Origin of the sequence: Leclercia adecarboxylata, from assembly GCF_006874705.1 — a bacterium.
Lineage (GTDB): Bacteria > Pseudomonadota > Gammaproteobacteria > Enterobacterales > Enterobacteriaceae > Enterobacter > Enterobacter adecarboxylatus_C.
The window spans coordinates 46,483-70,486 of record NZ_CP035382.1; the positions used below are offsets into that span (position 1 = coordinate 46,483).

The following is a 24,004-nucleotide window of genomic DNA, read 5'->3' on the forward strand; positions in this document are numbered from 1 at the left end:
GTCACCACGACAGGGTCACGGTGAGTTGATCGGAATAATTTCCGGCCGGGCTGAACCCGGTCAGAAGCGCCACACCAAAAAGCGGTAGCGCAATATTGTTGCTGTTGGTGTAAGCCACAGACACCGCCTGGTTAACCCCGATCTCACTGTTGGCCGCCAGGGAACTGCTGCTGTACAGGCGGTACGGCACCTGATTTGTCCCGCCGGCCCGCTGCATATTGCGCACCGAGGTGTAGTGCTGACCGCCGTCGATACTCATGCTCAGCGCCACGCCGGGCGTGCAGGCGATGGACAGCGCGCCGTTCGGCACAAAGCTGGTATTCACCGCTCCCCGCTCCACCCCGTTACGGGTGCCAAAGTCCAGGGTACCCAGAAGACCACCGCTGCCTGCGGCGACCGAACAGCCGGGGGTGATGGTGGCGCTCACCTGAAAGGATTGCGTCGTCACCGCATGGCCGTTTCCCGCCGCAAGCAGCAGCATGCTCAGGACAAAAAAAGCGCGCAGCCTGCCCTCTCCCGTATGTCGGAGCGTTTGTTTATCCACGCTCATTGAAACGTGCTGGCGCTAATAGGTGACGCTGACGTTAATCGTGTCGGTGTAGGTGCCGGGCACCACGGTGACGCTGTTGCCCCCGCCGGTGATGCGGCCATACAGGGTGTAGCTGTCGACGCCCCCGGCGGTAGAGGTCACCGGCAGCGGGGCGTTGTTGGCGATGATGTTGTTAAACCCGCCGTCGCTGAACAGGCTGTAAGCCACGCCCTGGCTGGTGTTGGCGGTATTGACCAGATAGCGTGCAGGGGTTCCCGGGGTGCCGACTACGGTGCCGGGGGTCGTGGAATTGGTGTTACCGGTGATCGCCACCGTGTAGCTGGCGGTGGTACATTGAATGGTGAAGGTGTTGCCGCCGCTGGCCCCGGTCAACTGGGTGGTCAGCGTGGAAAAGGTCGCCGGATGGGTACCGAAATCGAGAGTACCGAAGTTAATGCCGTCCTGCGTAGGCGAACCGTTAATCAGACACCCGTTGGTCAACGTCAGGGTCGCGCCAATAGTGCCGCTGCTGGTGACAGCCTGGCTATTGCTGGCGGCCATCGCCATAAGTCCACCGGTAAACAGCATCAGGAGCTTTTTGTTCATTTTCCACCCTCCAGAAAATGTCACATGGGGTTATCATTTTTTGTGATAACACTCAGTCTGTTAGCACCCTTCATGCCGCTGCCGGGTGGTTATTGTGAAATTTAGTTTAAGGTTTCGTTCTCAAACACTTTTCTCCCTTTGGCTCATACTTTTACCGTATTGACACCTATTTACAAATAAAAACAATCAGATAAGAAATGTCATTCGCCGTATTTTAAGCCTGGCGGGAAGATATATTGGTGAAAATGTGATCTTAATCACAATATATCGCCACAGAGTTATTAACAAAATTAATAAATATTAAAAAAATATTGAAAAGCACGCTTTTTTACTTCAATTTAGGTTATGAATCATTCACGCACTGAATAATAAAAAATTAGATACATCAGCTTATTAATTTCATCTTTCTGTTAATGAGGTACTTTGGTGGCAAGTGCAAACCGACTCACGATCTTTATCGTGGTCTTTATGCTGGCGGGCATTCTGTCCGGGGCAGTCATTCATGAGTATGCGTCAGCTGACGCGATCGCAGCCTGGTCAGACAACATCACTTTACTGACCGATATCTTTTTACGCCTGATCAAAATGGTGATCGCACCGCTGGTGTTCAGCACCCTGACGGTGGGAATTATGCGCCTGGGCGAGACCGCCACCATTGGCCGCGTGGGCGGTAAAGCGATGGTCTGGTTTATCAGCTCCTCAGTACTCTCCATTCTGGTCGGATTGTTTATCGTTACCCTGTTACACCCGGGCAGCGGCCTGAATCTGGCCATCCCGGCCGGCACGGTGGATACGGGGCTGGCGACCAGCGGCATGTCGCTGAAAGGTTTCCTTTCCCATACCATCCCCACCAGCATTGCCGGGGCGATGGCCAATAACGAGATCCTGCAGATTGTGGTGTTCTCGATGTTCTTCGGCATTGGCGGCGCGTCGCTGGGGGAGAAATTTAATGCCCCGCTGGTGGCCGCGCTGGACGTGGTTTCCCACATTATGCTGAAAGTGACTGGCTACGTGATGTACGTTGCGCCGCTGGCGATCTTCGCCGCTATCTCCTCGGTGATCGCCACCCAGGGGCTGGGGATCCTGCTTAACTACGCCTCGTTTATTGGCGGCTACTATCTGGCAATCGTCCTGACCTGCCTGGTGCTGGTGGCGGTAGGCTATATGGTGCTGAAAAACGAGATCTTCCGCCTGGTGAGCATGCTGAAAGATCCGGTGCTGGTGGCCTTTACCACCAGCAGCTCCGAAGCCGCCTACCCGAAAACCCTGGAGCAGCTGACCCGCTTTGGCTGCTCGCGCAATATCGTCTCGTTCGTACTGCCGATTGGGTATTCGTTTAACCTGGTGGGCTCGATGGTCTACTGTTCGTTTGCCTCGATGTTTATCGCCCAGGCGTACAATATTCAGCTGACGTTTTCGGAAATCACGGTGCTGATGTTGACCCTGATGCTGGCTTCAAAAGGGATTGCCGGGGTGCCGCGCTCGGCGCTGGTGGTGCTGGCTGCCACTATCCCGAGTTTCCATATTCCGGTGGCGGGGATTTTGCTGCTGATGGGGATCGATCACTTCCTGGATATGGGGCGGTCCGCGATTAACGTGCTGGGGAACGGCGTGGCGACGGCGATGCTGGCGCAGAATGAAGGGTTGCTGGAGGATGAGCCGGTGTTAGTTGCGCAGGACGCGTAAATCTCGATCCGTAGGCCCGGCAAGCGCAGCGCCGCCGGGCGTTGCCGCATCAGGCACGGTGCGGCAATAAAAAAGCCGGGTGGAGGCTACGCCTTACCCGGCCTACAAACTGGCAACATAGCAGCCGTTTTGCGTTTACTTAGGCTACATGACTCGCCGCCACGTCCAGCAATGCCATCTCGTCGCTGTTCAGCAGCTTCTCGATATTCACCAGAATCAGCATCCGGTCACCGAGCGCGCCCAGACCGGTCAGGTATTCGGTGGAGAGCGTGACGGCAAATTCCGGTGCCGGGCGGATCTGCTCGGCAGTCAGGGAGAGCACGTCAGACACCCCGTCAACCACGATCCCGACCACACGCTGGCCCAGATTGAGCACGATCACCACGGTGTTGTCATCATACTCGACGTCGCCCTGGCTGAACTTCACGCGCAGGTCGACGATAGGCACGATAACGCCACGCAGGTTAGTCACGCCTTTGATGAAATCTGGCGTGTTGGCGATGCGGGTCACCTGATCATAGCCACGGATTTCCTGCACTTTAAGAATATCGATACCGTATTCTTCGTCACCTAAAGTGAAAACCAGGAATTCCTGCCCTGATGGCTCGCCGGCCAGCTTGGTTACATTACTCATACCGGTCATTTTTTTACCTTCTTAACTGAATCAGGCGGCTGTGTGCGCCATACGTTGTTCACGATTTAATCCCTGAAGCGCCGAAACATCGACGATCAGCGCCACGCTACCATCACCCAGGATGGTGGCGGCTGAAATGCCTGGCACCTTGCGGTAGTTGCTCTCGAGGTTCTTCACCACCACCTGATGCTGACCAATCAGCTGATCGACCAGCAAAGCATAGCGGCGGCCCGCGCTTTGCAGGATCACCACGATCCCTTGCGTGGCTTCGGTTTTGGCACCGTCCACGTCGAACACTTTCCACAGCTCCACCAGCGGCAGGTATTCACCACGCACTTCCAGTACGCGCTCCCCGCCCGCCAGCGGATGCAGATCTTCTTCACGCGGCTGCAGCGATTCCATCACCGCGTTCAGCGGCAGGATAAAGACTTCGTCCGCCACTTTGACCGACATGCCGTCAAGGATCGCCAGCGTCAGCGGCAGCAGGATACGGATGGTGGTACCTGAGCCCTGCTTAGACTTGATCTCAACGTGGCCGCCCATCTCCTGGATGTTACGTTTCACCACGTCCATGCCCACGCCACGGCCGGAGACGTCCGTCACCTGCTCGGCGGTGGAGAAGCCTGGGGCGAAGATCAGCATACCTACTTCTTCGTCGGTCATATTTTCGTTGACCGCCATCCCCTGCGAGATCGCCTTCGCCAGGATACGCTCGCGATTCAGGCCTGCGCCATCGTCGGTCACTTCGATACAGATGTTCCCGCCCTGATGTTCCGCCGACAGGATCAGGTTCCCGACCGGGGATTTCCCTGCGGCAACGCGGTTTTCCGGCAGCTCGATCCCGTGGTCGAGGCTGTTACGCACCAGGTGCGTTAACGGGTCGATAATGCGCTCAATCAGGCTCTTATCCAGCTCGGTGGAGCTGCCCATCAGCGTCAGTTCGATTTGCTTATTCAGCTTACCGGCCAGGTCACGGACAAGACGCGGGAAGCGGCTGAAGACGTACTCCATCGGCATCATACGGATGGACATCACCGATTCCTGCAGATCGCGGGCGTTGCGCTGCAGCTGGCCCATGCTGGTGATCAGATCGCCGTGGTTCACCGGGTCCAGTTCGTTAGAACGTTGGGCCAGCATCGACTGGGTGATCACCAGTTCGCCGACCAGGTTGATCAGCTGATCCACCTTCTCAACGGCCACGCGGATACTGGTCGATTCGCTGGAGCGGGCAGCCGGCTTCTCACGTTCGCCACGGTTTGGCGCGGCAGGTTCGCCCGGGACGGCTTTCAGCGCCGGCGCAGCAGGTGCGACAGCCGGTACCGCCGGTGCAGCTTCAACAACCTCAGCCACTTCAGCCGATCCGGCAGCCGGTGCATCCGCTACCGCTTCAAAGTCGATCTGTTCAGGCTCAATCACAAAACAGAGCACCGCGACCACGTCATCTTTGCTGATGCCGCCATCGAGAGTGGCGGCCAGGGTGTCCTTGCCCTTCACCACGTTGCTCAGCGTCGCCAGATTGCTCAGCTCCTCTTCCAGCAGATTCACTTCGCTCTCTTTCAGGCCGGAGAGCACCACGCGCACGCGGTCATCTGCGGCGGGTGCCGCCGCCGGGGCGGCGTCCACGACGCTCAGTTTCGCCGGGCTGACGGCAACGGCTGCCGTCTCGCCTTTGGCTTCCAGCGCTAACTGACGCAGGGCGTGGCAGATATATTCAAAGCTGGCAGCGTCCGGCTCTTGTGAGCTTTTATAGGCATCGAGCTGTTCCTGCATAATATCTTTCGTTTCCAAAAACAGGTTAATAATGTCGGTATTGAGCTGCATCTCACCGCGTCTGGCCTCATCCAGCAGGTTCTCCATCAGATGGGTCGTCTCCTGCAGAATGGTAAAGCCAAACGTACCGGCGCCTCCTTTTATGGAGTGGGCTGCACGAAATATGGCGTTGAGCTGCTCTGAATCCGGTGCCTCGGGCACCAGGTCCAGCAGATGTTGCTCCATATCCGCCAACAGTTCGTCGGCTTCATCAAAAAACGTCTGGTAAAAATCGCTAATATCCATGCTCACGCTATCACCTCGGATTGGCTGGTGGCGATGTTGGAACGGCAGCCGACGGCACAGGGCCTGGCTGTTTTAAATCATCCAGTGACTCATTCTGACTTTCGGCGTTTTCATGCAGGATGGCCTGCTCCGCCTGCTTGTTGAGCACTAAGAGACTAATACGACGGTTGATGGCATCTTCCGGCCCGCGGTCAGTCATGCGCATAGTTGCGGCCATGCCGACGACCCGCAGCACCTTGCCATCGTCCAGCCCGCCGATCACCAGCTCACGACGGGATGCGTTAGCACGATCCGCAGAGAGCTCCCAGTTGCTGTACCCTTTTTCGCCACCGGCGTAAGGGAAGTCATCGGTGTGACCGGAAAGACTGATTCGGTTTGGGATGCCGTTCAACACCGGGGCAATCCCGCGCAGGATGTCGCGCATATAGGGTTCTACTTCGGCGCTGCCGGTTTTAAACATTGGTCGGTTCTGGCTGTCGATAATCTGAATGCGCAGCCCCTCCTGAACGAGGTCAATCTTCAGGTGCGGACGCAGGGCGCGCAGCTTTGGATCCGCTTCGATCAGCTGATCCAGATCGCCGCGCAGTTTCTTCAGGCGCGCCTGTTCCATACGTCTTTTCAGTTCGTCAACGTTGGGCTCGCGTTTCACTTCACCCTGCTGCTGGGTGTAATCATCGCCGCCGCCCGGGATCGGGCTTTCACTGTTGGAGATACGCGGACCCGTCGACACCGCCGTCGCCAGCGGAGTGCGGAAATATTCTGCTATCTGAATCAGCTCTTTCGGGCTGGAGATAGAGATCAGCCACATCACCAGAAAGAACGCCATCATCGCGGTCATAAAGTCCGCATAGGCGATCTTCCAGGAGCCATGGGAGCCTCCCCCATGCCCTTTATGCTTGCGCTTTTTGACTATGACGATGGGATGGGACTGGTTTTTCATGCGTCCTCATTGCTCGTCTGCTGGTTTGGATTCTTCACCGCGCGCACGTGCTCTTCGAGTTCGACAAACGATGGACGCTCGCTGGAGTACAGGGTTTTACGGCCAAACTCTACCGCGATCGGCGGCGCATAACCGTTGAGGTTGGAGAGCAGCGTGATTTTGACGCACTGCATCATTTTGGTGGTTTCAGCGCTCTTCTGGCGTAATACGGTCGCCAGCGGGGAGATAAAACCGTACGCCAGCAGGATGCCGAGGAAGGTCCCCACCATGGCGTGGGCGATCAGCGCCCCCAGCTCTGCCGCCGGGCGATCCGCAGAGGCCAGGGCGTGAACCACCCCCATTACCGCTGCTACGATACCGAACGCTGGCAGAGAATCGCCCACCATCGCCAGGCTGTTGGCCGGCACTTCCGCTTCGTTTTCGTGGGTTTCGATCTCTTCGTCCATCAACGCTTCGATTTCGAAGGTGTTCATGTTGCCGCTGATGATCAGGCGCAGATAGTCGACGATAAACTCGAGCATCATCGAGTCCGCGAGGATCCGCGGATAGCTGGCGAAGATCTCGCTCTCTTTCGGATTCTCAATATCACGTTCCAGAGAGAACATCCCCTGTTGACGCGACTTGGCCATCAGGCGATAGAGAAGCGCCAGCAGGTCCATATACATACTTTTGGTGTATTTCGAACGACGGAACAGTAACGGCAACGCTTTTAACGTTCCCTTGATCGCCTTGCCGTTGTTGCCAACGATAAATGCACCCACCCCTGCACCACCGATTATGATCAGTTCGGCCGGTTGATAGAGTGCCCCAAGGTGCCCGCCGGTCATCATATAACCGCCGAAAACTGTACCGAGAACTACCAGGTAACCTAATACGATAAGCACGACATCATCCTTCCGCTAGTGACTTTAGCCAGGATACACAGTTCGGGGTTTACCCGTCCGCGGGGCAAAAAAAAGCAGCGGTAATTGCTTACCGCTGCTGGAATCTTGCCCATACGTTCGGGTTAAACAGCCTGTTCGATCTGTTCATCCAGCAGTTGTGGATTACTATCGGCAACATCCCGGGAAAGTTTACGTCTTTTTACCGCGCGAGACGGTGGTTGGCACAAACTGCAGGCAAAGCTGCCAGCGGGCTGATGTGCGTGGGTGATAAAGTTACCGCTGCAGCAGTTGCAGCGCGATAACTCAAGCAATCCGCTTTCAACAAAACGCACCAGCGTCCATGCGCGGGTCAGTGCCAGCAAAGGGCCTTCTTCAGGCTGCGGGCACTGCTCGAGGTAAAGTTTGTACGCTTTAATCACCGCATCAACGCCGCTGCATAAGCCGGTCTTGAGCAGGTACTGCCAGGCATTACAGAACATGGAAGCATGAATATTCTGCTCCCACGTCATAAACCAGTCGGTGGAAAACGGCAGCATGCCTTTTGGCGGCGGGCTACCACGTAATTCTTTATAGAGTTTGATAAGACGACCACGGCTCAGCTGTGTCTCGCTTTCAAGCATCTGTAAACGAGCACCAAGCGTAATCAGTTCCATCGCCAATTGAATGTCACGCGCTTCCTGAACAATGCTCTTCTCACTCATTGTTATGCCCTTTTCTTACGGGCTGCGTCATCAGGCTGGCTGATTTCGTTAAGCAAACGGGTAGAAAGCAAAATACCGGTGTGAACCTGCTGCAGATCGTCCACGCGGGACTCCTGAGTCAGCTGCGTCACCGTCTGGTGATTATCGAAACGGAACTGACAAACTAACTGATTAGTTTCGGCCAGTTTAACCATCTGTGGCAGCGTTAAACCGCCAAGTGTTGTCGCCATCTCTTCATGAATACCCAGACGGAACATCGCCGAGGCTTTGTCCTGGCTAATCAAACGTTGTGCAAGCAATAAATATGACAGGTTGATGTCATAGATGTGTTTTAGCAATTCGGATGTGTTCATTTATCCCTTCCCGAATAACACTATATTCTTGTGCGGTAGACCGCACCCCGTGATGTCGCCGGGAAAACCCCGGTAAAAAAAGAAGAAAAGGCTAAAACGCATAGTTGAATTAAGTTCTGTATTGATGAATCACGTAAAAAAACAATAATTGCTTCCTGACAGTTATCACTTCTTACAATTAACTAAGATTTTTCCTAATTCGGTGCAACTCTACCCGTCCGGTGTAGGACATACAATGCGGCCTCGCCCGAAATTTAAAATAAATGTGATCTACGTCACATAATTTAAGTGAATTGGAACCAAAAATCCATCAGGATCACTTCTAAATTGTCTGTTTTATGAACAAATAGCACCAGGATATATTCTGTATGGACGAATATTCATGCAGAAGTATGAACAAACCCGGCACGTTACTTGCCGGGGGTTGACAACTTACAAATTTGCAAAAACCATATGTATATCTAAGATAGAAACAGCAATATAACTTATTGAAATATAATAAATAAAACCAGGGTGAATACGTAATTAATTTCTTTCGTTTACGGCTGATTGGTTGTTGCAGGGGCGTTAATCCCCTTGTTTTTGCGAGGGTTTCAATTGTATGATTTACGTTAAGAACCCTGTTTTACCCCCGGGAGGAGGGGTTAGCGCTATTCATTACATAAGAATATTTAATGAATAATTATGATAAGCATCACATGAATGTCATTTTATGCTCTTGCGCCAGTAAAAAAATCGCGCTAAAGCTGAGGAATCGCTAATGTACAGATACGTCTGGAGGGTACGATGAGTTACTCCCATATCCTTGTTTCTGTTTCTGTTTCCCCTGAAAGCCATCAACTGGTCGCCAAAGCGGTCGCGATCGCTCGTCCGACCCAGGCACGCATCACTCTGGTCACCCTTTCTGCCGATCCTGAGATGTACAACCAACTGGCCGCACCGATGCTGGAAGATATTCGTGGCGTTATTCAGGAGGAAACCCAGCAATTTCTGGCCGATCTTATTGCCCGCGCAGAATATCCCATTGCGCAAACACTCTGTGCGACAGGCGAATTAAGCGAGCGGATATTTGATATATGTCAAAAACAGAACGTAGACCTGGTGATATGCGGAAATCATAACCACAGCTTTTTTTCGCGTGCAGCCTGTTCCGCAAAAACAATAGTTAGCAACAGTAAAGTGGATGTGCTGTTAATTCCACTCAGCGCAGTTTAATGCGCTGAGTGGAATATTATTCAGGCAAGTTTAGGGAAGGTTGCGACCTTTTTTTGCAGGTTGCTCTCCACGCTGCGGGGCGTGATCTGATTCAGGTCGTCAATAAAACGCGCCTGCCAGCGGTCAATATCATTCTCGCGAATGACTTTCATCATTTCCGCATGGCGTGAGATACGCTCCGTGAGCGGCATATTCAGCGCCCGGTGCAGGGCGTTGGCCACATCATCCCGATCGTAAGGATTGACGATCAGCGCTGAGGTGAGCTCATTGGCGGCACCGGCAAACTGCGACAGCACCAGAACCCCGGGGTCGGTCGGATCCTGCGCGGCAACGTACTCCTTCGCCACCAGGTTCATACCGTCACGCAGCGGCGTCACCAGCCCCACATCAGCATAGCGGAACACTTTCATCAGGATTTTGCGTTCAAAATGCTGGTTGAGGTAGAACAGCGGAGTCCAGCCCAGCTGGCCGTAGCGGCCATTGATGCGCCCGGCTTCGTTTTCAAGCTGGTGTCGAATGTCCTGATAGGCCTGGACCTCGCCACGCGAGGTCGGCGCGATTTGGGTATAGCGGATCTTACCGTGGTGCTCGGGATATTTCTCCAGCAGGGTCTCATAGGCCTGGAAACGTTCCGGCAGCCCTTTTGAATAATCCAGACGCTCAACGGAAAAGATGTTTTTAACGTTCTTGAGCTCTTCTTTAAGCTGCGCAAGCTTAGGCGGCAGCGGCCCGGAGGCTTGCTCAACAATCTCGTCCGGCTCAATGCCGATAGGATAGACCTCGGTGCGGAAGCGCTTGCCCCAGGCAGAGTGCGAATCATCGTCATGGGCCGTCAGCCGCGTTTTGCTGGCCACGCTGTCGAGGAAGGCCAGGCGGTCGTTTTCGGTCTGGAAGCCCAGCAGATCGTAATCACAAAGATCTTCCAGCAGTTCGTCGCTGGGCGGTAGCGCGTTGAAGATCTCCGGCGTCGGGAAAGGAATATGCAGGAAGAAGCCGATGCGGTTGTTGACGCCGCGCTTACGCAGCTCGCTGGCAAACGGCAGCAGATGGTAATCATGCACCCACACAGTGTCGTCCTGCTGGACTAACGGCTGTAACTTATCGGCCAGCAGGCTATTCACCCGCGAGTATCCTTCCCAGGCCTCGCGCTTAAACTTCACCAGGTCCAGGCGATAGTGAAAGGCCGGCCACAGTACGGCGTTGGAGAACTGGCTGTAATACTCATCGTAATTCTGTTCACTGAGATTAAACGAGGCCCAGGTGATGTTCCCGCGTGTCACCTTTTTTAGCGGTTTTTCCTCATTACCAATCTCTCCACTCCAGCCAAACCAGAGCCCCCCCGTACTTTTTAACGCCCCCAGCACCCCTACCGCCAGGCCACCTGCGCTGGCTTTTTTGTCGTCCGGGGGAGCGATGCGATTAGAAACTACGATCAAGCGACCCATAAGGTTTTCTCCTGTTAATTTGCGCTATTTCTTTTTCTTGTTGATGATTAGCGGCTTTTATTACCCATTGCCAGACATCGGGTACCGTTGCCAGCCGCCAGCTGGCTTTGGTCTCACCCGCGCCGACTTTCACTGATACCCCTTTAAGCTGGTTGACTACCTCAAAGCCATGCTCGTCGGTCAGGTCATCGCCAAAGAACACCGGCGTTCTGCCGAGGAAAGGCGCTTCATGCATAAAGGCAGAAATGGCTTCGCCTTTGTGGATGCCCCTCGGTTTGATTTCGACCACGCATTTACCCGGCTGAAGTGACAGCTGCGGGTTGTCATGGACCACCTGTTCCGCCAGGTTAAACACTTCCTTCTCATACTGGGGCGCCTGGCGATAGTGGAGCGCAAACGCCATCCCTTTAGCCTCCAGCTCGGTGCCAGGCAGATATAAAAGCGCCGTCGTCAGCTGCGCATGCAGCGTCTGGACCAGATCCGGAGGAAGGGTAACGGTTTGCAGATGACCATGGATGTCGCGGCGCTCCGCCCCGTGTACACCGGCAAGCGGAAAACGGTAAGGTCCGGCGAGCTGATCCAGCTCGGCGATTGAACGCCCTGATATCAATGCCAGTGCCCCCTGGTTCAGCTGCGCGAGCTGATTCAGCGCCTCTAACACTTCTACGGGAACTGCCACCTCATCGGGGTGCGGCTTGATGGTTGCCAGGGTCCCGTCGAGGTCAAAAAAGTACGCATAGTTTTCAGTTAGTAACGGCGGTGAAGTTAACGTATCGGCCACCCTGATCCTCCTTACAGTTGGCGAGATGAAAAACTGTTAACATCTCAGTAGCCATGTAAGTATAGACAGTGTGACGGCGCTCGCCATTTGACAACCCCCTTCCCGCTGCGGCTGGAAAGGGGGTTAAGGTCGCGACTACACTTAAAAGTTAGGTCGTGGAAGGCAGGAAAACGGGTTAAAGGGTGCGCTTGGCTTTTTGTTTGTAACGGTCGAAGATCACCGCTGCAAGCAGGATCAGGCCACGTACCACGTACTGCGAGAACGGGGAGATGTTCAACAGGTTCATGGCGTTCTCTACCGTCCCAAGAATCAGGATCCCCGCCACCACATATGAGATTTTTCCGATGCCGCCTTTCAGCGATACGCCACCTAAAACGCAGGCAGAGATAACAATCAGCTCATAACCGATGGAGGTCATCGGCTGGCCGCTGGTCATGCGCGAGGCCAAGATAATCCCCGCCGCCGCCGACACCAGACCGGAGAGTACGAAGATGATGATCTTGGTGCGTACCACCGGGACACCAGCCAGACGTGCCGCCTCTTCATTACCGCCAATCGCCAGGGTATTACGGCCAAAGGTGGTTCTGTTCAGCAGGAAACCAAAGATAATCAGGCAGCCCACCGTCAGCCAGATAGGCGCAGGCAGACCGAGCCAGTTGGCGTAGCCGAGGGTAAAGAAGCGCTCGTCTTCAATCCCCACCGCTTTACCGTCAGAGATGATATAGGCCAGCCCGCGTACGATCTGCATGGTGGCAAGGGTGGTGATCAGGGCGTTGATTTTCAGACGCGCAATAACAAAGCCGTTCACCAGCCCGCTGAGTACCCCGAGCAGCAGCCCGGCCGCGACGCCAATCCACAGGCTCTCGGTCATGTTGATGACCACCGCGGTGGTGACCCCGGCGCAGGCGATAACCGAGGCGACCGACAGATCGAAATCGCCAGACGCCAGACAGAACAGCATCCCGCAGGCGACCATACCGGACATGGAGATCGCCAGCCCCAGCCCCTTCATATTAATGAAGGTGGCAAAGTTAGGCACAAAGATGGCGCAGCCGAGGAACAGTACGGCGAAGACCACCAGCATGCCGTATTGATCCCAGATCCGCCCAAAGCTGAAGGCCGATTTCGGCGCTCCGGATGTAGTGACAGAGGACATCTTATTCTCCTTACTCAGGCGACAGCCTGGCTGACTTTAGGCATGGCGAGGCTTAAGGCCTGCTGTTCGTTCGCCTGTTCATGTAGCAATTCACCGGCAATGGCCCCTTCACGCATCACCAGGATACGGTCGGCCACACCCAGCACTTCCGGCAGATCGCTGGAGGCGAAGAGCACCGCCACGCCGCGTTTTGCCAGGGCGTATATCACGTTATAAATTTCGTGCTTCGCCCCCACGTCGATACCGCGGGTCGGTTCATCCAGCAGGATCACCTTCATCTCTTCCGACAGCCAGCGGCCAAGGATCGCCTTCTGCTGGTTACCGCCCGAGAGGTTCATGATCAGCTGTTCCGCGCCCGGGGTTTTAATGTTCAGCGCGCGAATGTGGTGATCGGCATTGCTGACCTCCCACGTATCGTTAATCAGGCACCCGGCGCGGATGGTCTTGCGGCGCGCCGAGATGTTGATGTTGTCCCGCACCGAGTGCACCGGGATAATCCCCTCGGCTTTACGGTCTTCCGGGCAGAGCATCATCCCTGCGCGAATGGCGTGCGCCGGTTTCTGGATATCGACCGGTTGTCCGTCGATAAAGACCTGACCGCCGGTGATACGGGTCCCGCCAAAGAGCCCTTTCATCAGCTCGCTGCGCCCTGCCCCCACCAGCCCGAACAGGCCGACGATTTCTCCGCTGCGCACGGTAAGGCTGACCGGCAAGCGTACGCCCGGGGCTTTTACCTCTTCCAGACGCAGCAGCTCACCGCCGTACTGGCGCGGCTCCCAGTGATAGATATCCCCCAGCTCGCGCCCCACCATCGCCTGCACCAGCTGGTCGTGGTTTACCTGCTGCATATCGGTGAAGGTGCGAACATAACGGCCATCTTTAAACACGGTGATGGCATCGCTGAGAGCGAAGATCTCTTCCATACGGTGCGACACGTACAGAATGATACGACCCTCTTTACGCAGCTCGCGGATCACCCGGAACAGGTTGTCGATTTCACGCGCCGACAGGGAGCTGGTCGGTTCATCAAAGGCAATGACTTTGGCGTTGCGCGCCAGCGCTTTGGCGATCTCCACCATCTGCCACTGGCCGATGGAGAGATATTTGAGCGGGGTCTGCGGGTCAATATCCAGCCCGAGATGCTTCAGCTGCAGACCGGCTTCATAGTTGAGCAGCGAACGGTTAACGAACCCGCCTTTATGGGGAAGCTGCCCAAGGTAGATGTTTTCCGCGACCGTCATCTCCGGCACCAGATGCAGTTCCTGGTAGATGATGGCGACGCCGGCATTCAGCGCGGCGGTGGTGTCCGCAAACGCCACCTCTTTGCCCTGTATCGCCAGGGTGCCCGTTGTGGGGGCGTAGTTGCCGCTGAGGATCTTCAGCAGCGTGGATTTTCCGGCGCCGTTCTCCCCCATCAGGGCATGAACCTGACCCGGGTAGCAGTCAAAGCTGATGTCGGTCAGCGCGTTGACACCGGGGAAGGTTTTGCCGATGCCGCGAAAAGAGAGATACGGTTCAGACTGTTGCATAACGTCTCCGAGGATCGAGTAGTGAACGTCTGGCCCCCCATGGCTTGCGGGGGGCGCAATCACAGTAAATTACTTACCGCCCAGTCCTTTTTTCTCCAGCTCGGCTTTGAAGTTGTCACGGGTGATCAGCACCACGTCGGTTACTTCAGTAAATTTCGCCGGCTCTGCCCCTTTGGTCACCCAGTTGTAGAGCATTTCGCTGGATTTGTAGCCGTGTACGTCCGGGCTTGGCAGCAGGGAGCCGTAGAAGCCGGTAGCCTGTGCTTTGGAGAGTTCGCTCACCGCATCCACGCCGTTGATGCCGATGCCGATCACGTCTGCCGCTTTGAAGCCCTGGCCTTCGGTGGCGCGCACGCCGCCGAGCACGGTGTTGTCGTTCATCCCGACCACCAGCCAGTGTTTCACTTCAGAGTGCTGGACCAGCATGGAGTTGGCCGCATCGAAGGCGCCCGGGATATCGTTAGATTTGGTGGGTACTTTGTAGATCTGTTTTTCCGGGAAGCCGGCGGCTTTCAGGGCATCCATTGAGCCGGTGGTGCGACGGCGCGCGGTATCAAGCTCGTCGGCGGTAATGGCCATCACGGCGGTGTCTTTCACATCCCAGCCGCGTTTTTGCATCTCTTTATACAGCTCCTGGCCCTGACGCTCGCCGATTTTGGTCGCCGCCATCATCACCAGCGGCACGGTATCCATTGGATTGCCTTTGGCGTTGACGAACTGATCGTCCACCGCAATGACCTTCATGTCATAGCCGCGCGCTTTCGCCACGATGGCGGAGCCCAGTTTCGGATCCGGAGTACAAATGACAAACCCTTTCGCGCCGCTGGCCGCCAGGCTGTCGATGGCGTTCAGCGTTTTTTCACCGTCCGGCACGGCAATTTTAATCAATTCAAAGCCCAAATCTTTCCCGGCTTTGTCAGCGAATTTCCACTCCGTCTGGAACCATGGCTCTTCCGGCTGCTTCACCAGGAAACCGAGCTTTAAGTTCTCCGCCATAGCGGATTGTGACATAACGGCAGCCAGACCGATGGCCGCCAGCGCTTTAGTAAATTTGTTCATGGTTAACTCCAGCTTTAGCGTTCTAATATGTAGGGGAAACAACATCTCAATTCTGTTTAATCGGACTTAAAACAAGGCATTAGCGCCAACCGTGTTTAAAGCGCATTTGCTTGAGATAGTTTTAGCGGGAAATTAATCATCCATAAGAGAGCGCCATCACACCGCAGAATTACAGTAATTGCGTACATACATTCAGCGAAAAATGACATAAATACGGAGGTATTTGTCAGACAAATAGAAAGGGGTAAAGCAGATTAGTCCATAAGATCAGCTAAGATATCCTTGTTAGACGGGCGCACGCGCGCCCGGAGATCTTACCAGGGATAGTAGATGTGATCGGCGTGGTCGCGCACCGGCGCTTCGTCGCCTAACAGGCGGGCAGAGAGGGTCAGCGCGAAGTCGAAGGCATGGCCCAGACCTTTGCCGCTGATGAGGTTGCCGTCTTCCACCACCGGGGCATCAACATACACGCCGTCCTGCACGGCCTGCCAGAGATCGCCTGAACAGACATAGCGACGGCCTTTTAATAAACCGTTCCCGCCCAGCACGCGCGCGGCCGCGGAACAGATGGGCGCGATAATCCTGCCCGCTTCGTCATGGGCGGCAATAAAACGCAGCACCCCGGCGCTGGCAGCGAGGTTAACACTGCCCTGCGGCCCGCCCGGTAAAACAACGGCGTCGTAGTAACAGTCGATTTTCTCACTCAGGGTGCTGTCCGCGACCATCGGGATATTATGGTAGCTCACCACCGCGCGCGATTCGGCGCAGGCCAGGGTTTCTACCTCAATGTTGAGACGGCGCAGGATATCAATGGTGATGATCGCTTCCGCCTCTTCAAATCCGGGTGCCAGCAGCACCGCAACGTTTGCCATAGTGAACTCCGTTAGATAAAAACATAAAACAACGTTTCATTTTCATAGAGTGCGGGGCGGCAAACTTCCTGCTGGATCACATAACACGCTATTTATTGCAAAAATGATCCTGCTCAATTTCCGTCAGGTGTAAAAAAAGATTAATAGCAAGAATTATCTCTATCCCGTCTTACGGGAATAATTATTAATTTACTTGCTAAGCGCATATTCCAGTGCTACCGAATAAAACATTAAACGGCGTTATCGGTCAACCTGCCTTATATTTATACATAACCTTAAATATCATTAACTTATGAATCACCATATTCCCGTCATTCCTCACTAAACCTTTCACTGTTTTAAATTGCCGATGGGAAGTAAGGTTTAGTAAGAATATATTTATAAGGATTTTCTTATAAACCAACCGCTGTTATGATGATTTTTACCCGATGCCTGAAATGAATATGGGATCACATACAGGGAAAACAGAATGCTTTTATTCTGTAGTGAACTATCGTTAATGATGATTATTTTTTAGGTTACATAAACGAAGAAAAGGGAATGGATATGGCTGTCTCGGATATGATTACCAAGCTCAATACGCAGATGAACCTGGAGTTTCACGCGTCAAATCTCTCTTTGCACCTCAGCGAGTGGTGTTCAGAACATCAGCTTACCGGTTCCGCGACCTTCCTGCGCACCCAGGCGCAGAGCAACGTCACGCAGATGATGCGCGTTTTTGATTTTCTGAAAGCCTCAGGCGCCATGCCGGTTCTGAAGCCCGTGGATATGACGGACGAAGACTGTAATGGTCTGGAAGCCGTTTTCCAGCGCACGCTGGAAGAGTATGAGCAACGCTGTCTGACCCTGACTCAATTAACGGATGAAGCGCGGAAAATGCAGGATATCTCCACGCTCAACTTCCTGCATGATATTGAAAAGGAACAGCAGCAGGATGGGTTGTTACTGAAAACTGTCCTTGATGAAGTTCGCCAGGCACGTCGCACCGGCATGGGTATGGAACAGACCGATCGCCACCTGCTTAACGTCGTCAACTGCCAGCACCACTGATTCTGCGCTTCACGTTCATTACCCGGCCTGTGCCGGGTAATTTTGTTACAAAAACGCAACCAACCCCTTGCTTTTATTAATCTTTAACAAATCCGATCTGGCTCCCACCGAATAACCCTTCTCCGTGTAATGATTTGCGAAAATTTTATTTTCACAGACGAGGGATACGTATGATTAGCGTTGAATTTATTGTCATTATTCTGTGCCTGTTAATCGGCACCCGGTTTGGAGGAATGGGGCTGGGGCTGATAAGCGGCATTGGCCTTTTTATTCTCAGCTTTGTCTTTGGGCTCCAGCCCGGTAAGCCCCCGGTGGATGTCATGCTAACGATCCTTGCGGTCATTGGCTGTGCGGCCACGCTTCAGACCGCCGGGGGGCTGAATGTAATGATGCAGTTTGCCGAACGGCTGCTGCGGCGGCATCCGCAACACATTACCCTGCTCGCCCCTTTCACGACCTGGATGCTGACCTTTCTGTGCGGCACAGGCCATGTGGTCTATACCATGTTCCCGATTATTGCCGATATCGCGCTGAAAAAAGGGATCCGTCCCGAGCGTCCGATGGCGGTGGCGTCCATTGCTTCGCAGATGGCGATTACCGCCTCTCCGGTGTCGGTTGCCGTCGTGTCGCTGGTGTCTATTCTTGCCGCGCAGCACGGCGTGGGTCAGGCATTTGGCATTCTTGAGATCCTCGCGATTTCGGTCCCGGCCTCGCTGGCAGGGGTGGCGATTGCCGCGCTCTGGAGTCTACGCCGTGGCAAGGATCTGGCCGACGATGCGGAATTTCAGGCCCGGTTGCAGGATCCTGAGCAGCGTAAGTTCATCTATGGCAGCACCGATACCTTGATGAATCAGCGTTTCCCGAAGCAGGCGTACTGGTCCACCTGGATCTTCTTCGCCGGGATTGCCGTCGTGGTGCTGCTGGGCGCCCTGCCCGAGCTGCGTCCGGCCTTTGAGGTGAAAGGCAAGCTGACGGCGCTGTCGATGAACCTGGTGATCCAGATGATGATGCTGATTGCCGGGGCGGTAATGCTGATGCTCTGCAAAGTGAATGCAGCGGCGATCTCAAACGGGGCGGTGTTTAAGGCCGGGATGGTGGCTATTTTCTCGGTCTTTGGCGTGGCATGGATGAGCGATACCTTTTTCCAGGCGCATCTGGATGAGCTGAAGATGGCCCTTGAAGGCGTGGTGAAAAGCCACCCCTGGACCTACGCCATTGTGCTGTTTCTGGTTTCGAAGCTGGTCAATAGCCAGGCGGCAGCGTTGACGGCAGTTGCGCCGATGGGGTTAATGCTGGGGATTGACCCGAAGATGCTGATTGCTTTCTTCCCCGCGTCATACGGCTATTTCGTTCTGCCGACCTACCCCAGCGACCTCGCCTGCATTGGCTTTGACCGCTCGGGCACCACGCGTATCGGCAAGTTTATTATCAACCACAGCTTTATTCTGCCAGGGCTCATCGGGGTGAGCTGTGCCTGTGCGGTGAGTTATCTGCTGGTGCAGACCTTCCTGTAATCATCATACCGGGCGACTGCGGGTCGCCCGTTCACTTTATTCTCACAAAACCATTTCTAAATTCAAAACGTCGGTTTATTTTAGTGAGACTCGCCCTGCGGCGTGAACTTCAGTTCAATCAGCGCAATGGCTTTCTGAACCGCGCGCAGCGTGACGGGGTCGGCCGAGGCAGGATTGCTGGCGAAATCGATATTTTTGAGCTGGCTGGACATCTTCTCGCGCACCTCAGCCGGGGCGATGATTTCAATCACATCAAGAATTTGTTTGATAACCAGCTGGCATGCAACAACGTCAGAGATCAGTTCCTGATCGGCACTCAGGTTTTGAGACATAGGCTTCTCCTGTTTGAAAGGCCGCCATAGTAGCAAAACGCCTGCCCTGATGCGGCCTGCAGGCACAAAAAAACCTGCCGAAGCAGGTTTTTTTATCAGAACATCGCGCCTGGCGGTACGTCCTTGAAGGTCTTGCAGTAGGATTCGAACATGCTTTTCAGGATTTTGCGCAATTTCATCATTATGCTCCGGCTAAATGTTATGCAGGTGTTATTGTTGATGCGCCTATAATATGACCTGCATCACAAAAATCAATGATTTTGTGATATTCATCACGGCAGTTTATTTAAAATAAAACAGCGTTCCTGTTAAAAACAATGCCAAATCAGGTGATTAGCAGCGTATTTGTTCCTGTAAATTTTTAAAAAATTTTTGAAGTGGCAGAGGAAAAATGACCGAAAACATCTCCGGTAAAGCGTCCAGCGGGATCTCTCCCGCTGCGCTGTTAGTCGCGGGCGCGTTCTTTATGGAGTTTCTCGACGGCACGGTGATCGCTACCGCGCTGCCCGATATGGCGAGAAGCTTTGGCGTGCAGGCGGTGGATCTCAACATCGGCATCAGTGCGTATCTCATCACCCTGGCGGTATTAATTCCCGCGAGCGGCTGGATCGCCGACCGTTTTGGGGCGCGTAAAGTCTTCACCCTTGCGCTGGCCATTTTTACCCTCGCCTCGGTGCTGTGCGGCCTTGCCACCAGCGTCGATCAGTTCGTCGCCATGCGCGTCCTGCAGGGGATGGGCGGCGCGCTGATGGTGCCGGTTGGGCGGCTGGCGGTGCTGCGCACCACGCCAAAACATCTTCTGATCGCCGCCATCGCCACCCTCACCTGGCCCGCGCTGGTAGCGCCGATTATCGGCCCGCCGCTGGGCGGCTTTATTACCAGCTATGTCAACTGGCGCTGGATTTTCTTTATTAACGTGCCGCTGGGGCTGATTGCCATCGTGCTGGCGCTGCGCATTATCCCGGATATCTATGAAGAGAGCCGTCGCCCGTTCGACACCCCGGGCTTTATCGCCACCTCGGTGGCGATGGTCAGCCTGGTCTGCGCCATGGAGATGATGGGGGCGCAGCAGGTCAATACGGGGATCACCCTGGCGCTGCTGGCTATCGGGGTGGTCACGATGATCTATGCGCTGCGGCATTTCCGGCGCGCTGAATGGCCAATGATCCGCCTGGATGCCCTGCAGGTGCCCACCTTTCGCGTGACGATGTACGGCGGGTCGCTGTTCCGCGCCTCCATCAGCGCCGTACCCTTTTTGCTGCCGCTGCTGTTTCAGGTGGGATTCGGCATGGATGCGTTCCACTCCGGTCTGCTGGTGCTGGCGGTGTTTGTCGGCAACCTGACCATCAAACCGGCGACCACCCCGCTGATTCGCGGGCTGGGGTTTAAAAAGCTGCTGCTGATCAACGGGGCGCTGAACGTGCTGGCCCTGCTGGCCTGCGCGTTCCTGACGCCGCAAACTCCGGTGTGGGTCATCATGCTGGTGCTCTATCTGGGCGGCGTATTTCGTTCCATTCAGTTTACCGCCATCAGCACCCTCGCCTTTGCCGACGTCCCTTCCCCGCAGATGAGCTATGCCAACACTCTGTTTTCGACCGCCACCCAGCTGGCGGTGGGGCTGGGGATCACCCTCGGCGCTATCGGGATCCGTATTGGCGAACTGTGCAGCGAGATGCTGGGGATTGAAGCGCTACCGGGGATCGGTTTCCGGCTGGCATTTGTGGCGATTGCGCTGGTCTGTCTGCTGGGGATGTTTGATACCCTGCGGCTGGTGAAAGATGCCGGCAGTGCGGTATCCAGCAAGCAGGCATAAAAAAAGCCAGCGCAAGCTGGCTTTTTCCTGGTGTTGGCAACTTAGCCGATAATGCCGCGGACAAAAGCTTCGATCTCTTTATCCTGGCAGTTCTCAAAGAAGCACTGCTGGAAACGCTGACCGGTCACTGCCGTTTTAACCAGCTCTGGATCGATAGCGCGCAGGGTGTCGAGATAGTTCTCTTTAACCACCGCGGCCTTAACCTGGTTCAGAATGCCGGCGTTGCGAACCTGCGGCTCTTTACGCTCTGGCGGATAACCTTCGCCATTACGGCCGGTGAAGGCTTTTTCAAAGATGAAGCGGACGTTCAGCTCTGCGCCCCAGCCGAAGCCTTTGGCAAACGGCAGGGAGAGCGCGTTACCGTTGTTGATCTGGGCGAACAGGAAAGCATCCGCCGGATCGATGCAGTAGCCGCACACCACGCCCGGATGGATGTTCAGGGACATCAGCGCGCCCTGGCCGGTACCGCAACCGGTTACCACGAAATCAACCGCTTTCGAGTTCAGCAGAATGCTCGCCATGATCCCCAGGTGAATATAGGTCAGGTGGTGATCGTTTTCGTCGCTCATCCCAACGTTGTAGACCGGGAAACCTTTCTCTTCAGCAACGGCGTTCAATTCCTTGAGGATGATGGCGTTTTTTGGCGCCTGGCTGTTTTCCATCATCAGTGCAATTTTCATTCTTCGTCTCCTGAATGCGATGCGGGGCATCCCGCTGTGAATAGCTTACCCGTTCAACCTTACTACTAAGCAAACACACTTTCAAATTAAGTGAAAAATAGTTTCAAAAAACAAAGATGCGCTCACAATTTTGTACTCAGAGGCGTTTTTGCCACCGATGGATAAAAGGATGGCATAAGATTGAAGGAGCCGGGGCTCGTGGCAAAGAGAAGAGGCAGAACAGGCGTTTAATCCTGGCATTGCGGCGCACATCAGCCGCTAGTATAGATTATTTCAACGCATTCAGAGTGTTCTATGAAGAGATTATGCACTGGCGGCCTGCTCCTGTTACTGGCAGGCTGTGGCGTTACCCGGCAAGCAGAAGTCAGCAGCGTCGACGTCACGTCAGGTGTCGTCATGCTCAATTACGATCAGGCCATGTTGCAGAACGCCCGCTATGACGACTACGTCACCAGCGGCACCGCGACCCGTGAATGCCAGGCGATGGGATACAACACGGCCATGGCCTACGGTCAGCCGGTCAAAACCTGTAGCCTCATCAGCGGCTCGCTGTGCCTCAATGAGACCATGACCATCCAGTATAAGTGTTATGGTTATGCTCCGCCGCTCGTCGTCACGACGTCCGCCTGGTAATAATGCCATTGCCAGCGCTCCCGCTGGCAATAATATTTTAAACACGAAACAGAATAATTCTCATTAATATATTTAAATTACCCGCAATGCGTTTTATTCCCATTCGTATTATGATCGCTTAAATATTTATTTTACTTTTTGCAAATAAATAAATAACAAATTATAGTGACGCTCACGTTGACCAGTTAATAATAAAACGGAGCTACACCATGCTTAAAACTGAAATGATCGACAAGCTTAATGAGCAAATGAATCTGGAGCTGTACTCATCCCTGCTCTATCAGCAGATGAGCGCCTGGTGTAGCTATCACAGTTTTGAAGGCGCGGCGGCATTTATGCGCCGTCACGCGCAGGAAGAGATGAGCCATATGCAGCGTCTCTTTGATTATCTTACCGATACCGGCAGCCTGCCGCGCATCAACCCGGTGGCATCACCCTTTGCAGAGTACGCATCGCTGGACGAACTGTTCCGCGCCACTTATGAGCACGAGCAGCTGATCACCCAGAAAATTAACGAACTGGTTCATGCGGCCATGACCAGCCAGGATTATGGCACCTTTAATTTCCTGCAGTGGTATGTGTCAGAACAGCATGAAGAAGAGAAGCTATTTAAATCCGTGCTCGATAAACTGTCGCTGGCGGGTAAATCGGGTGAAGGGTTGTACTTTATTGATAAAGAGCTGTCGACGCTCGACGCTCAAAATTAATATTACTGCGGCGCCTTCCGGCGCCGCGTTATTTTTAATGACGACAAATTTTACTTTCGTGCGTTGAAAAACCGGTATCCAGCGGAATAAATTTCCCGCGTGCCACCAGAAACGCCACCAGCTCCGTCGCGGTCATTTCCGCCGCCGAACAGGTATGAAAACGTGCCGCCTCACCAAAGCGTGCGGTAATTGCCGCCACCAGGCTCGCTTCGGTGTACTGCTCACCGGAATCAATCATCATCGTCAGCACATCGTGCCCATGTATGGATGCCATAAACCCTCCAGAATGAAAGGCGCAGCCTGACACGTTCCTCCCCTGCCCGCCTTGCGCTGGCGCAGGTTTACATACAGCCGGCACAGCTGGTACAGCGCCAGTCCTGTTTATTCACCGCCTGATAAAACTGACGATAGCTATCGGTTTCCAGCGGGATGGCGTGGTCGAAAAAGAGGTCGGTCAGCCACTCGACGTTCTCAATGATCCACTCATCTTCCTGTAAGCCCTGGGCGAAAGTTTCATCCTCAGGATCGATAATCGAATAAATCGCCCAGGTACTCATGTCCTTTTCCTGCCGCGCCTCCGGCAGAGTTAACGCCTGCCCCTGCCAGGTGATGATCCAGTGCCCATGACACAATAAATTGCCTGAGCGACTCCATTTTGCACTGAAGGGGTTACTGCCGGTCATCGCCGTCTCACTTTTTTTGATTATTTATAAGAAACGTTTACGTTACGCCTGATTATCGGGCGAAAACATTGTCCTTATGAAGTAGGCGAATACCCCCACTTTCATGGGCATACGACCAGGCCGTCGCTCCGGGTTATTTTCGTAAAC

The 24,004-nt window shown here is 54.3% G+C and carries 26 protein-coding genes; 7 read left to right on the top strand and 19 right to left on the bottom strand.

The annotated features are described in order from the left end of the window. Nucleotide 1: 1 nt before the first annotated feature. Together ES815_RS01270 and ES815_RS01275 are read right to left on the bottom strand one after the other, a co-directional pair. Complete coding sequence (locus ES815_RS01270) at nucleotides 2-550, bottom strand: spore coat U domain-containing protein (RefSeq protein ID WP_142486250.1); 549 nt, start codon at nucleotides 548-550, stop codon at nucleotides 2-4. A 15-nt stretch (nucleotides 551-565) separates the two neighbouring features. After that, a complete protein-coding gene (locus tag ES815_RS01275) occupies nucleotides 566-1,117 on the bottom strand; it encodes an SCPU domain-containing protein (RefSeq protein ID WP_409518841.1) in 552 nt (183 codons plus the stop codon). A gap of 444 nt (nucleotides 1,118-1,561) precedes the next feature. Between ES815_RS01275 and ES815_RS01280 the strand changes: the two genes are divergently transcribed. Beyond that, complete coding sequence (locus ES815_RS01280) at nucleotides 1,562-2,821, top strand: dicarboxylate/amino acid:cation symporter (protein WP_142486252.1); 1,260 nt, start codon at nucleotides 1,562-1,564, stop codon at nucleotides 2,819-2,821. A 139-nt stretch (nucleotides 2,822-2,960) separates the two neighbouring features. On the opposite strand, the gene cheW is transcribed toward ES815_RS01280, so the two are convergent. From cheW to flhD, 6 genes are all read right to left on the bottom strand, one after another. Continuing rightward, nucleotides 2,961-3,464, bottom strand: coding sequence for a chemotaxis protein CheW (gene cheW, locus ES815_RS01285; protein ID WP_032611989.1), 504 nt, complete (start codon nucleotides 3,462-3,464; stop codon nucleotides 2,961-2,963). Nucleotides 3,465-3,485: 21 nt separating this feature from the next. Next, nucleotides 3,486-5,516, bottom strand: a complete 2,031-nt coding sequence (gene cheA, locus ES815_RS01290; protein WP_142486253.1) for a chemotaxis protein CheA — start codon at nucleotides 5,514-5,516, stop codon at nucleotides 3,486-3,488. 4 nt (nucleotides 5,517-5,520) lie between these two features. Continuing rightward, a complete protein-coding gene (gene motB, locus ES815_RS01295) occupies nucleotides 5,521-6,450 on the bottom strand; it encodes a flagellar motor protein MotB (protein ID WP_142486254.1) in 930 nt (309 codons plus the stop codon). Then, a complete protein-coding gene (motA, locus tag ES815_RS01300) occupies nucleotides 6,447-7,334 on the bottom strand; it encodes a flagellar motor stator protein MotA (protein ID WP_142486255.1) in 888 nt (295 codons plus the stop codon). The genes motB and motA overlap by 4 nt, the downstream gene beginning before the upstream one ends. A 122-nt stretch (nucleotides 7,335-7,456) precedes the next feature. After that, complete coding sequence (gene flhC / locus ES815_RS01305) at nucleotides 7,457-8,035, bottom strand: flagellar transcriptional regulator FlhC (RefSeq protein WP_039030857.1); 579 nt, start codon at nucleotides 8,033-8,035, stop codon at nucleotides 7,457-7,459. Between the two features lie 2 nt (nucleotides 8,036-8,037). Beyond that, nucleotides 8,038-8,388, bottom strand: a complete 351-nt coding sequence (flhD, locus tag ES815_RS01310; RefSeq protein ID WP_142486257.1) for a flagellar transcriptional regulator FlhD — start codon at nucleotides 8,386-8,388, stop codon at nucleotides 8,038-8,040. Between the two features lie 786 nt (nucleotides 8,389-9,174). On the opposite strand from flhD, the gene uspC reads away from it, so the two are divergent. Then, nucleotides 9,175-9,603: a universal stress protein UspC gene (uspC, locus tag ES815_RS01315; protein ID WP_142486258.1), complete on the top strand. Its 429-nt coding sequence runs from the start codon at nucleotides 9,175-9,177 to the stop codon at nucleotides 9,601-9,603. Between the two features lie 20 nt (nucleotides 9,604-9,623). Here the strand turns inward: uspC and otsA are convergent, their stop codons facing one another. The 6 genes from otsA to ES815_RS01345 form a co-directional block, all read right to left on the bottom strand. Next, complete coding sequence (otsA, locus tag ES815_RS01320; protein WP_142486259.1) at nucleotides 9,624-11,048, bottom strand: alpha,alpha-trehalose-phosphate synthase; 1,425 nt, start codon at nucleotides 11,046-11,048, stop codon at nucleotides 9,624-9,626. Beyond that, nucleotides 11,023-11,829: a trehalose-phosphatase gene (gene otsB / locus ES815_RS01325; protein WP_142486260.1), complete on the bottom strand. Its 807-nt coding sequence runs from the start codon at nucleotides 11,827-11,829 to the stop codon at nucleotides 11,023-11,025. The genes otsA and otsB overlap by 26 nt, the downstream gene beginning before the upstream one ends. A 175-nt stretch (nucleotides 11,830-12,004) precedes the next feature. After that, entirely contained in the window at nucleotides 12,005-12,985 is a 981-nt protein-coding gene (araH, locus tag ES815_RS01330) for an arabinose ABC transporter permease AraH (RefSeq protein ID WP_142486261.1), read from the bottom strand. Nucleotides 12,986-12,999: 14 nt separating this feature from the next. Then, nucleotides 13,000-14,514, bottom strand: a complete 1,515-nt coding sequence (araG, locus tag ES815_RS01335) for an L-arabinose ABC transporter ATP-binding protein AraG (protein ID WP_142486262.1) — start codon at nucleotides 14,512-14,514, stop codon at nucleotides 13,000-13,002. 69 nt (nucleotides 14,515-14,583) lie between these two features. Continuing rightward, a complete protein-coding gene (araF, locus tag ES815_RS01340; RefSeq protein WP_142486263.1) occupies nucleotides 14,584-15,573 on the bottom strand; it encodes an arabinose ABC transporter substrate-binding protein AraF in 990 nt (329 codons plus the stop codon). A 314-nt stretch (nucleotides 15,574-15,887) separates the two neighbouring features. Next, nucleotides 15,888-16,445, bottom strand: coding sequence for a DJ-1/PfpI family protein (locus ES815_RS01345; protein WP_142486264.1), 558 nt, complete (start codon nucleotides 16,443-16,445; stop codon nucleotides 15,888-15,890). Nucleotides 16,446-16,991: 546 nt separating this feature from the next. Between ES815_RS01345 and ES815_RS01350 the strand changes: the two genes are divergently transcribed. Beyond that, nucleotides 16,992-17,495, top strand: coding sequence for a non-heme ferritin-like protein (locus tag ES815_RS01350; protein WP_142486265.1), 504 nt, complete (start codon nucleotides 16,992-16,994; stop codon nucleotides 17,493-17,495). Between the two features lie 170 nt (nucleotides 17,496-17,665). After that, nucleotides 17,666-19,009, top strand: coding sequence for an anaerobic C4-dicarboxylate transporter (locus ES815_RS01355; RefSeq protein ID WP_142486266.1), 1,344 nt, complete (start codon nucleotides 17,666-17,668; stop codon nucleotides 19,007-19,009). 80 nt (nucleotides 19,010-19,089) lie between these two features. On the opposite strand, the gene ES815_RS01360 is transcribed toward ES815_RS01355, so the two are convergent. Both ES815_RS01360 and azuC read right to left on the bottom strand, forming a co-directional pair. After that, nucleotides 19,090-19,341 (bottom strand): DUF2766 family protein, encoded by a 252-nt coding sequence (locus ES815_RS01360; protein ID WP_039030868.1) that lies wholly within the window; start codon nucleotides 19,339-19,341, stop codon nucleotides 19,090-19,092. 95 nt (nucleotides 19,342-19,436) lie between these two features. After that, complete coding sequence (gene azuC / locus ES815_RS01365) at nucleotides 19,437-19,520, bottom strand: stress response protein AzuC (protein ID WP_098946254.1); 84 nt, start codon at nucleotides 19,518-19,520, stop codon at nucleotides 19,437-19,439. A gap of 212 nt (nucleotides 19,521-19,732) precedes the next feature. Here azuC and ES815_RS01370 point away from each other — a divergent pair, with 212 nt between their 5' ends. After that, nucleotides 19,733-21,154 (top strand): MFS transporter, encoded by a 1,422-nt coding sequence (locus tag ES815_RS01370; protein WP_142486267.1) that lies wholly within the window; start codon nucleotides 19,733-19,735, stop codon nucleotides 21,152-21,154. A 41-nt stretch (nucleotides 21,155-21,195) separates the two neighbouring features. On the opposite strand, the gene ES815_RS01375 is transcribed toward ES815_RS01370, so the two are convergent. Beyond that, nucleotides 21,196-21,834: an RpiB/LacA/LacB family sugar-phosphate isomerase gene (locus ES815_RS01375; protein WP_032612023.1), complete on the bottom strand. Its 639-nt coding sequence runs from the start codon at nucleotides 21,832-21,834 to the stop codon at nucleotides 21,196-21,198. Between the two features lie 294 nt (nucleotides 21,835-22,128). Here ES815_RS01375 and yecR point away from each other — a divergent pair, with 294 nt between their 5' ends. Then, complete coding sequence (gene yecR / locus ES815_RS01380; RefSeq protein WP_142486268.1) at nucleotides 22,129-22,467, top strand: YecR family lipoprotein; 339 nt, start codon at nucleotides 22,129-22,131, stop codon at nucleotides 22,465-22,467. 209 nt (nucleotides 22,468-22,676) lie between these two features. Further along, the gene (gene ftnA, locus ES815_RS01385; protein ID WP_142486269.1) at nucleotides 22,677-23,174 is read left to right on the top strand and encodes a non-heme ferritin; all 498 of its coding nucleotides are present in this window, start codon (nucleotides 22,677-22,679) and stop codon (nucleotides 23,172-23,174) included. A 34-nt stretch (nucleotides 23,175-23,208) separates the two neighbouring features. Here ftnA and ES815_RS01390 read toward each other — a convergent pair whose 3' ends face one another. Both ES815_RS01390 and ES815_RS01395 read right to left on the bottom strand, forming a co-directional pair. Continuing rightward, entirely contained in the window at nucleotides 23,209-23,448 is a 240-nt protein-coding gene (locus tag ES815_RS01390) for a YecH family metal-binding protein (RefSeq protein WP_142486270.1), read from the bottom strand. A 67-nt stretch (nucleotides 23,449-23,515) separates the two neighbouring features. Next, nucleotides 23,516-23,857 carry a hypothetical protein gene (locus ES815_RS01395; RefSeq protein ID WP_142486271.1) on the bottom strand — a complete coding sequence of 114 codons (342 nt, stop codon included), beginning with the start codon at nucleotides 23,855-23,857 and terminating at the stop codon, nucleotides 23,516-23,518. Between the last annotated feature and the right edge of the window lie 147 nt (nucleotides 23,858-24,004).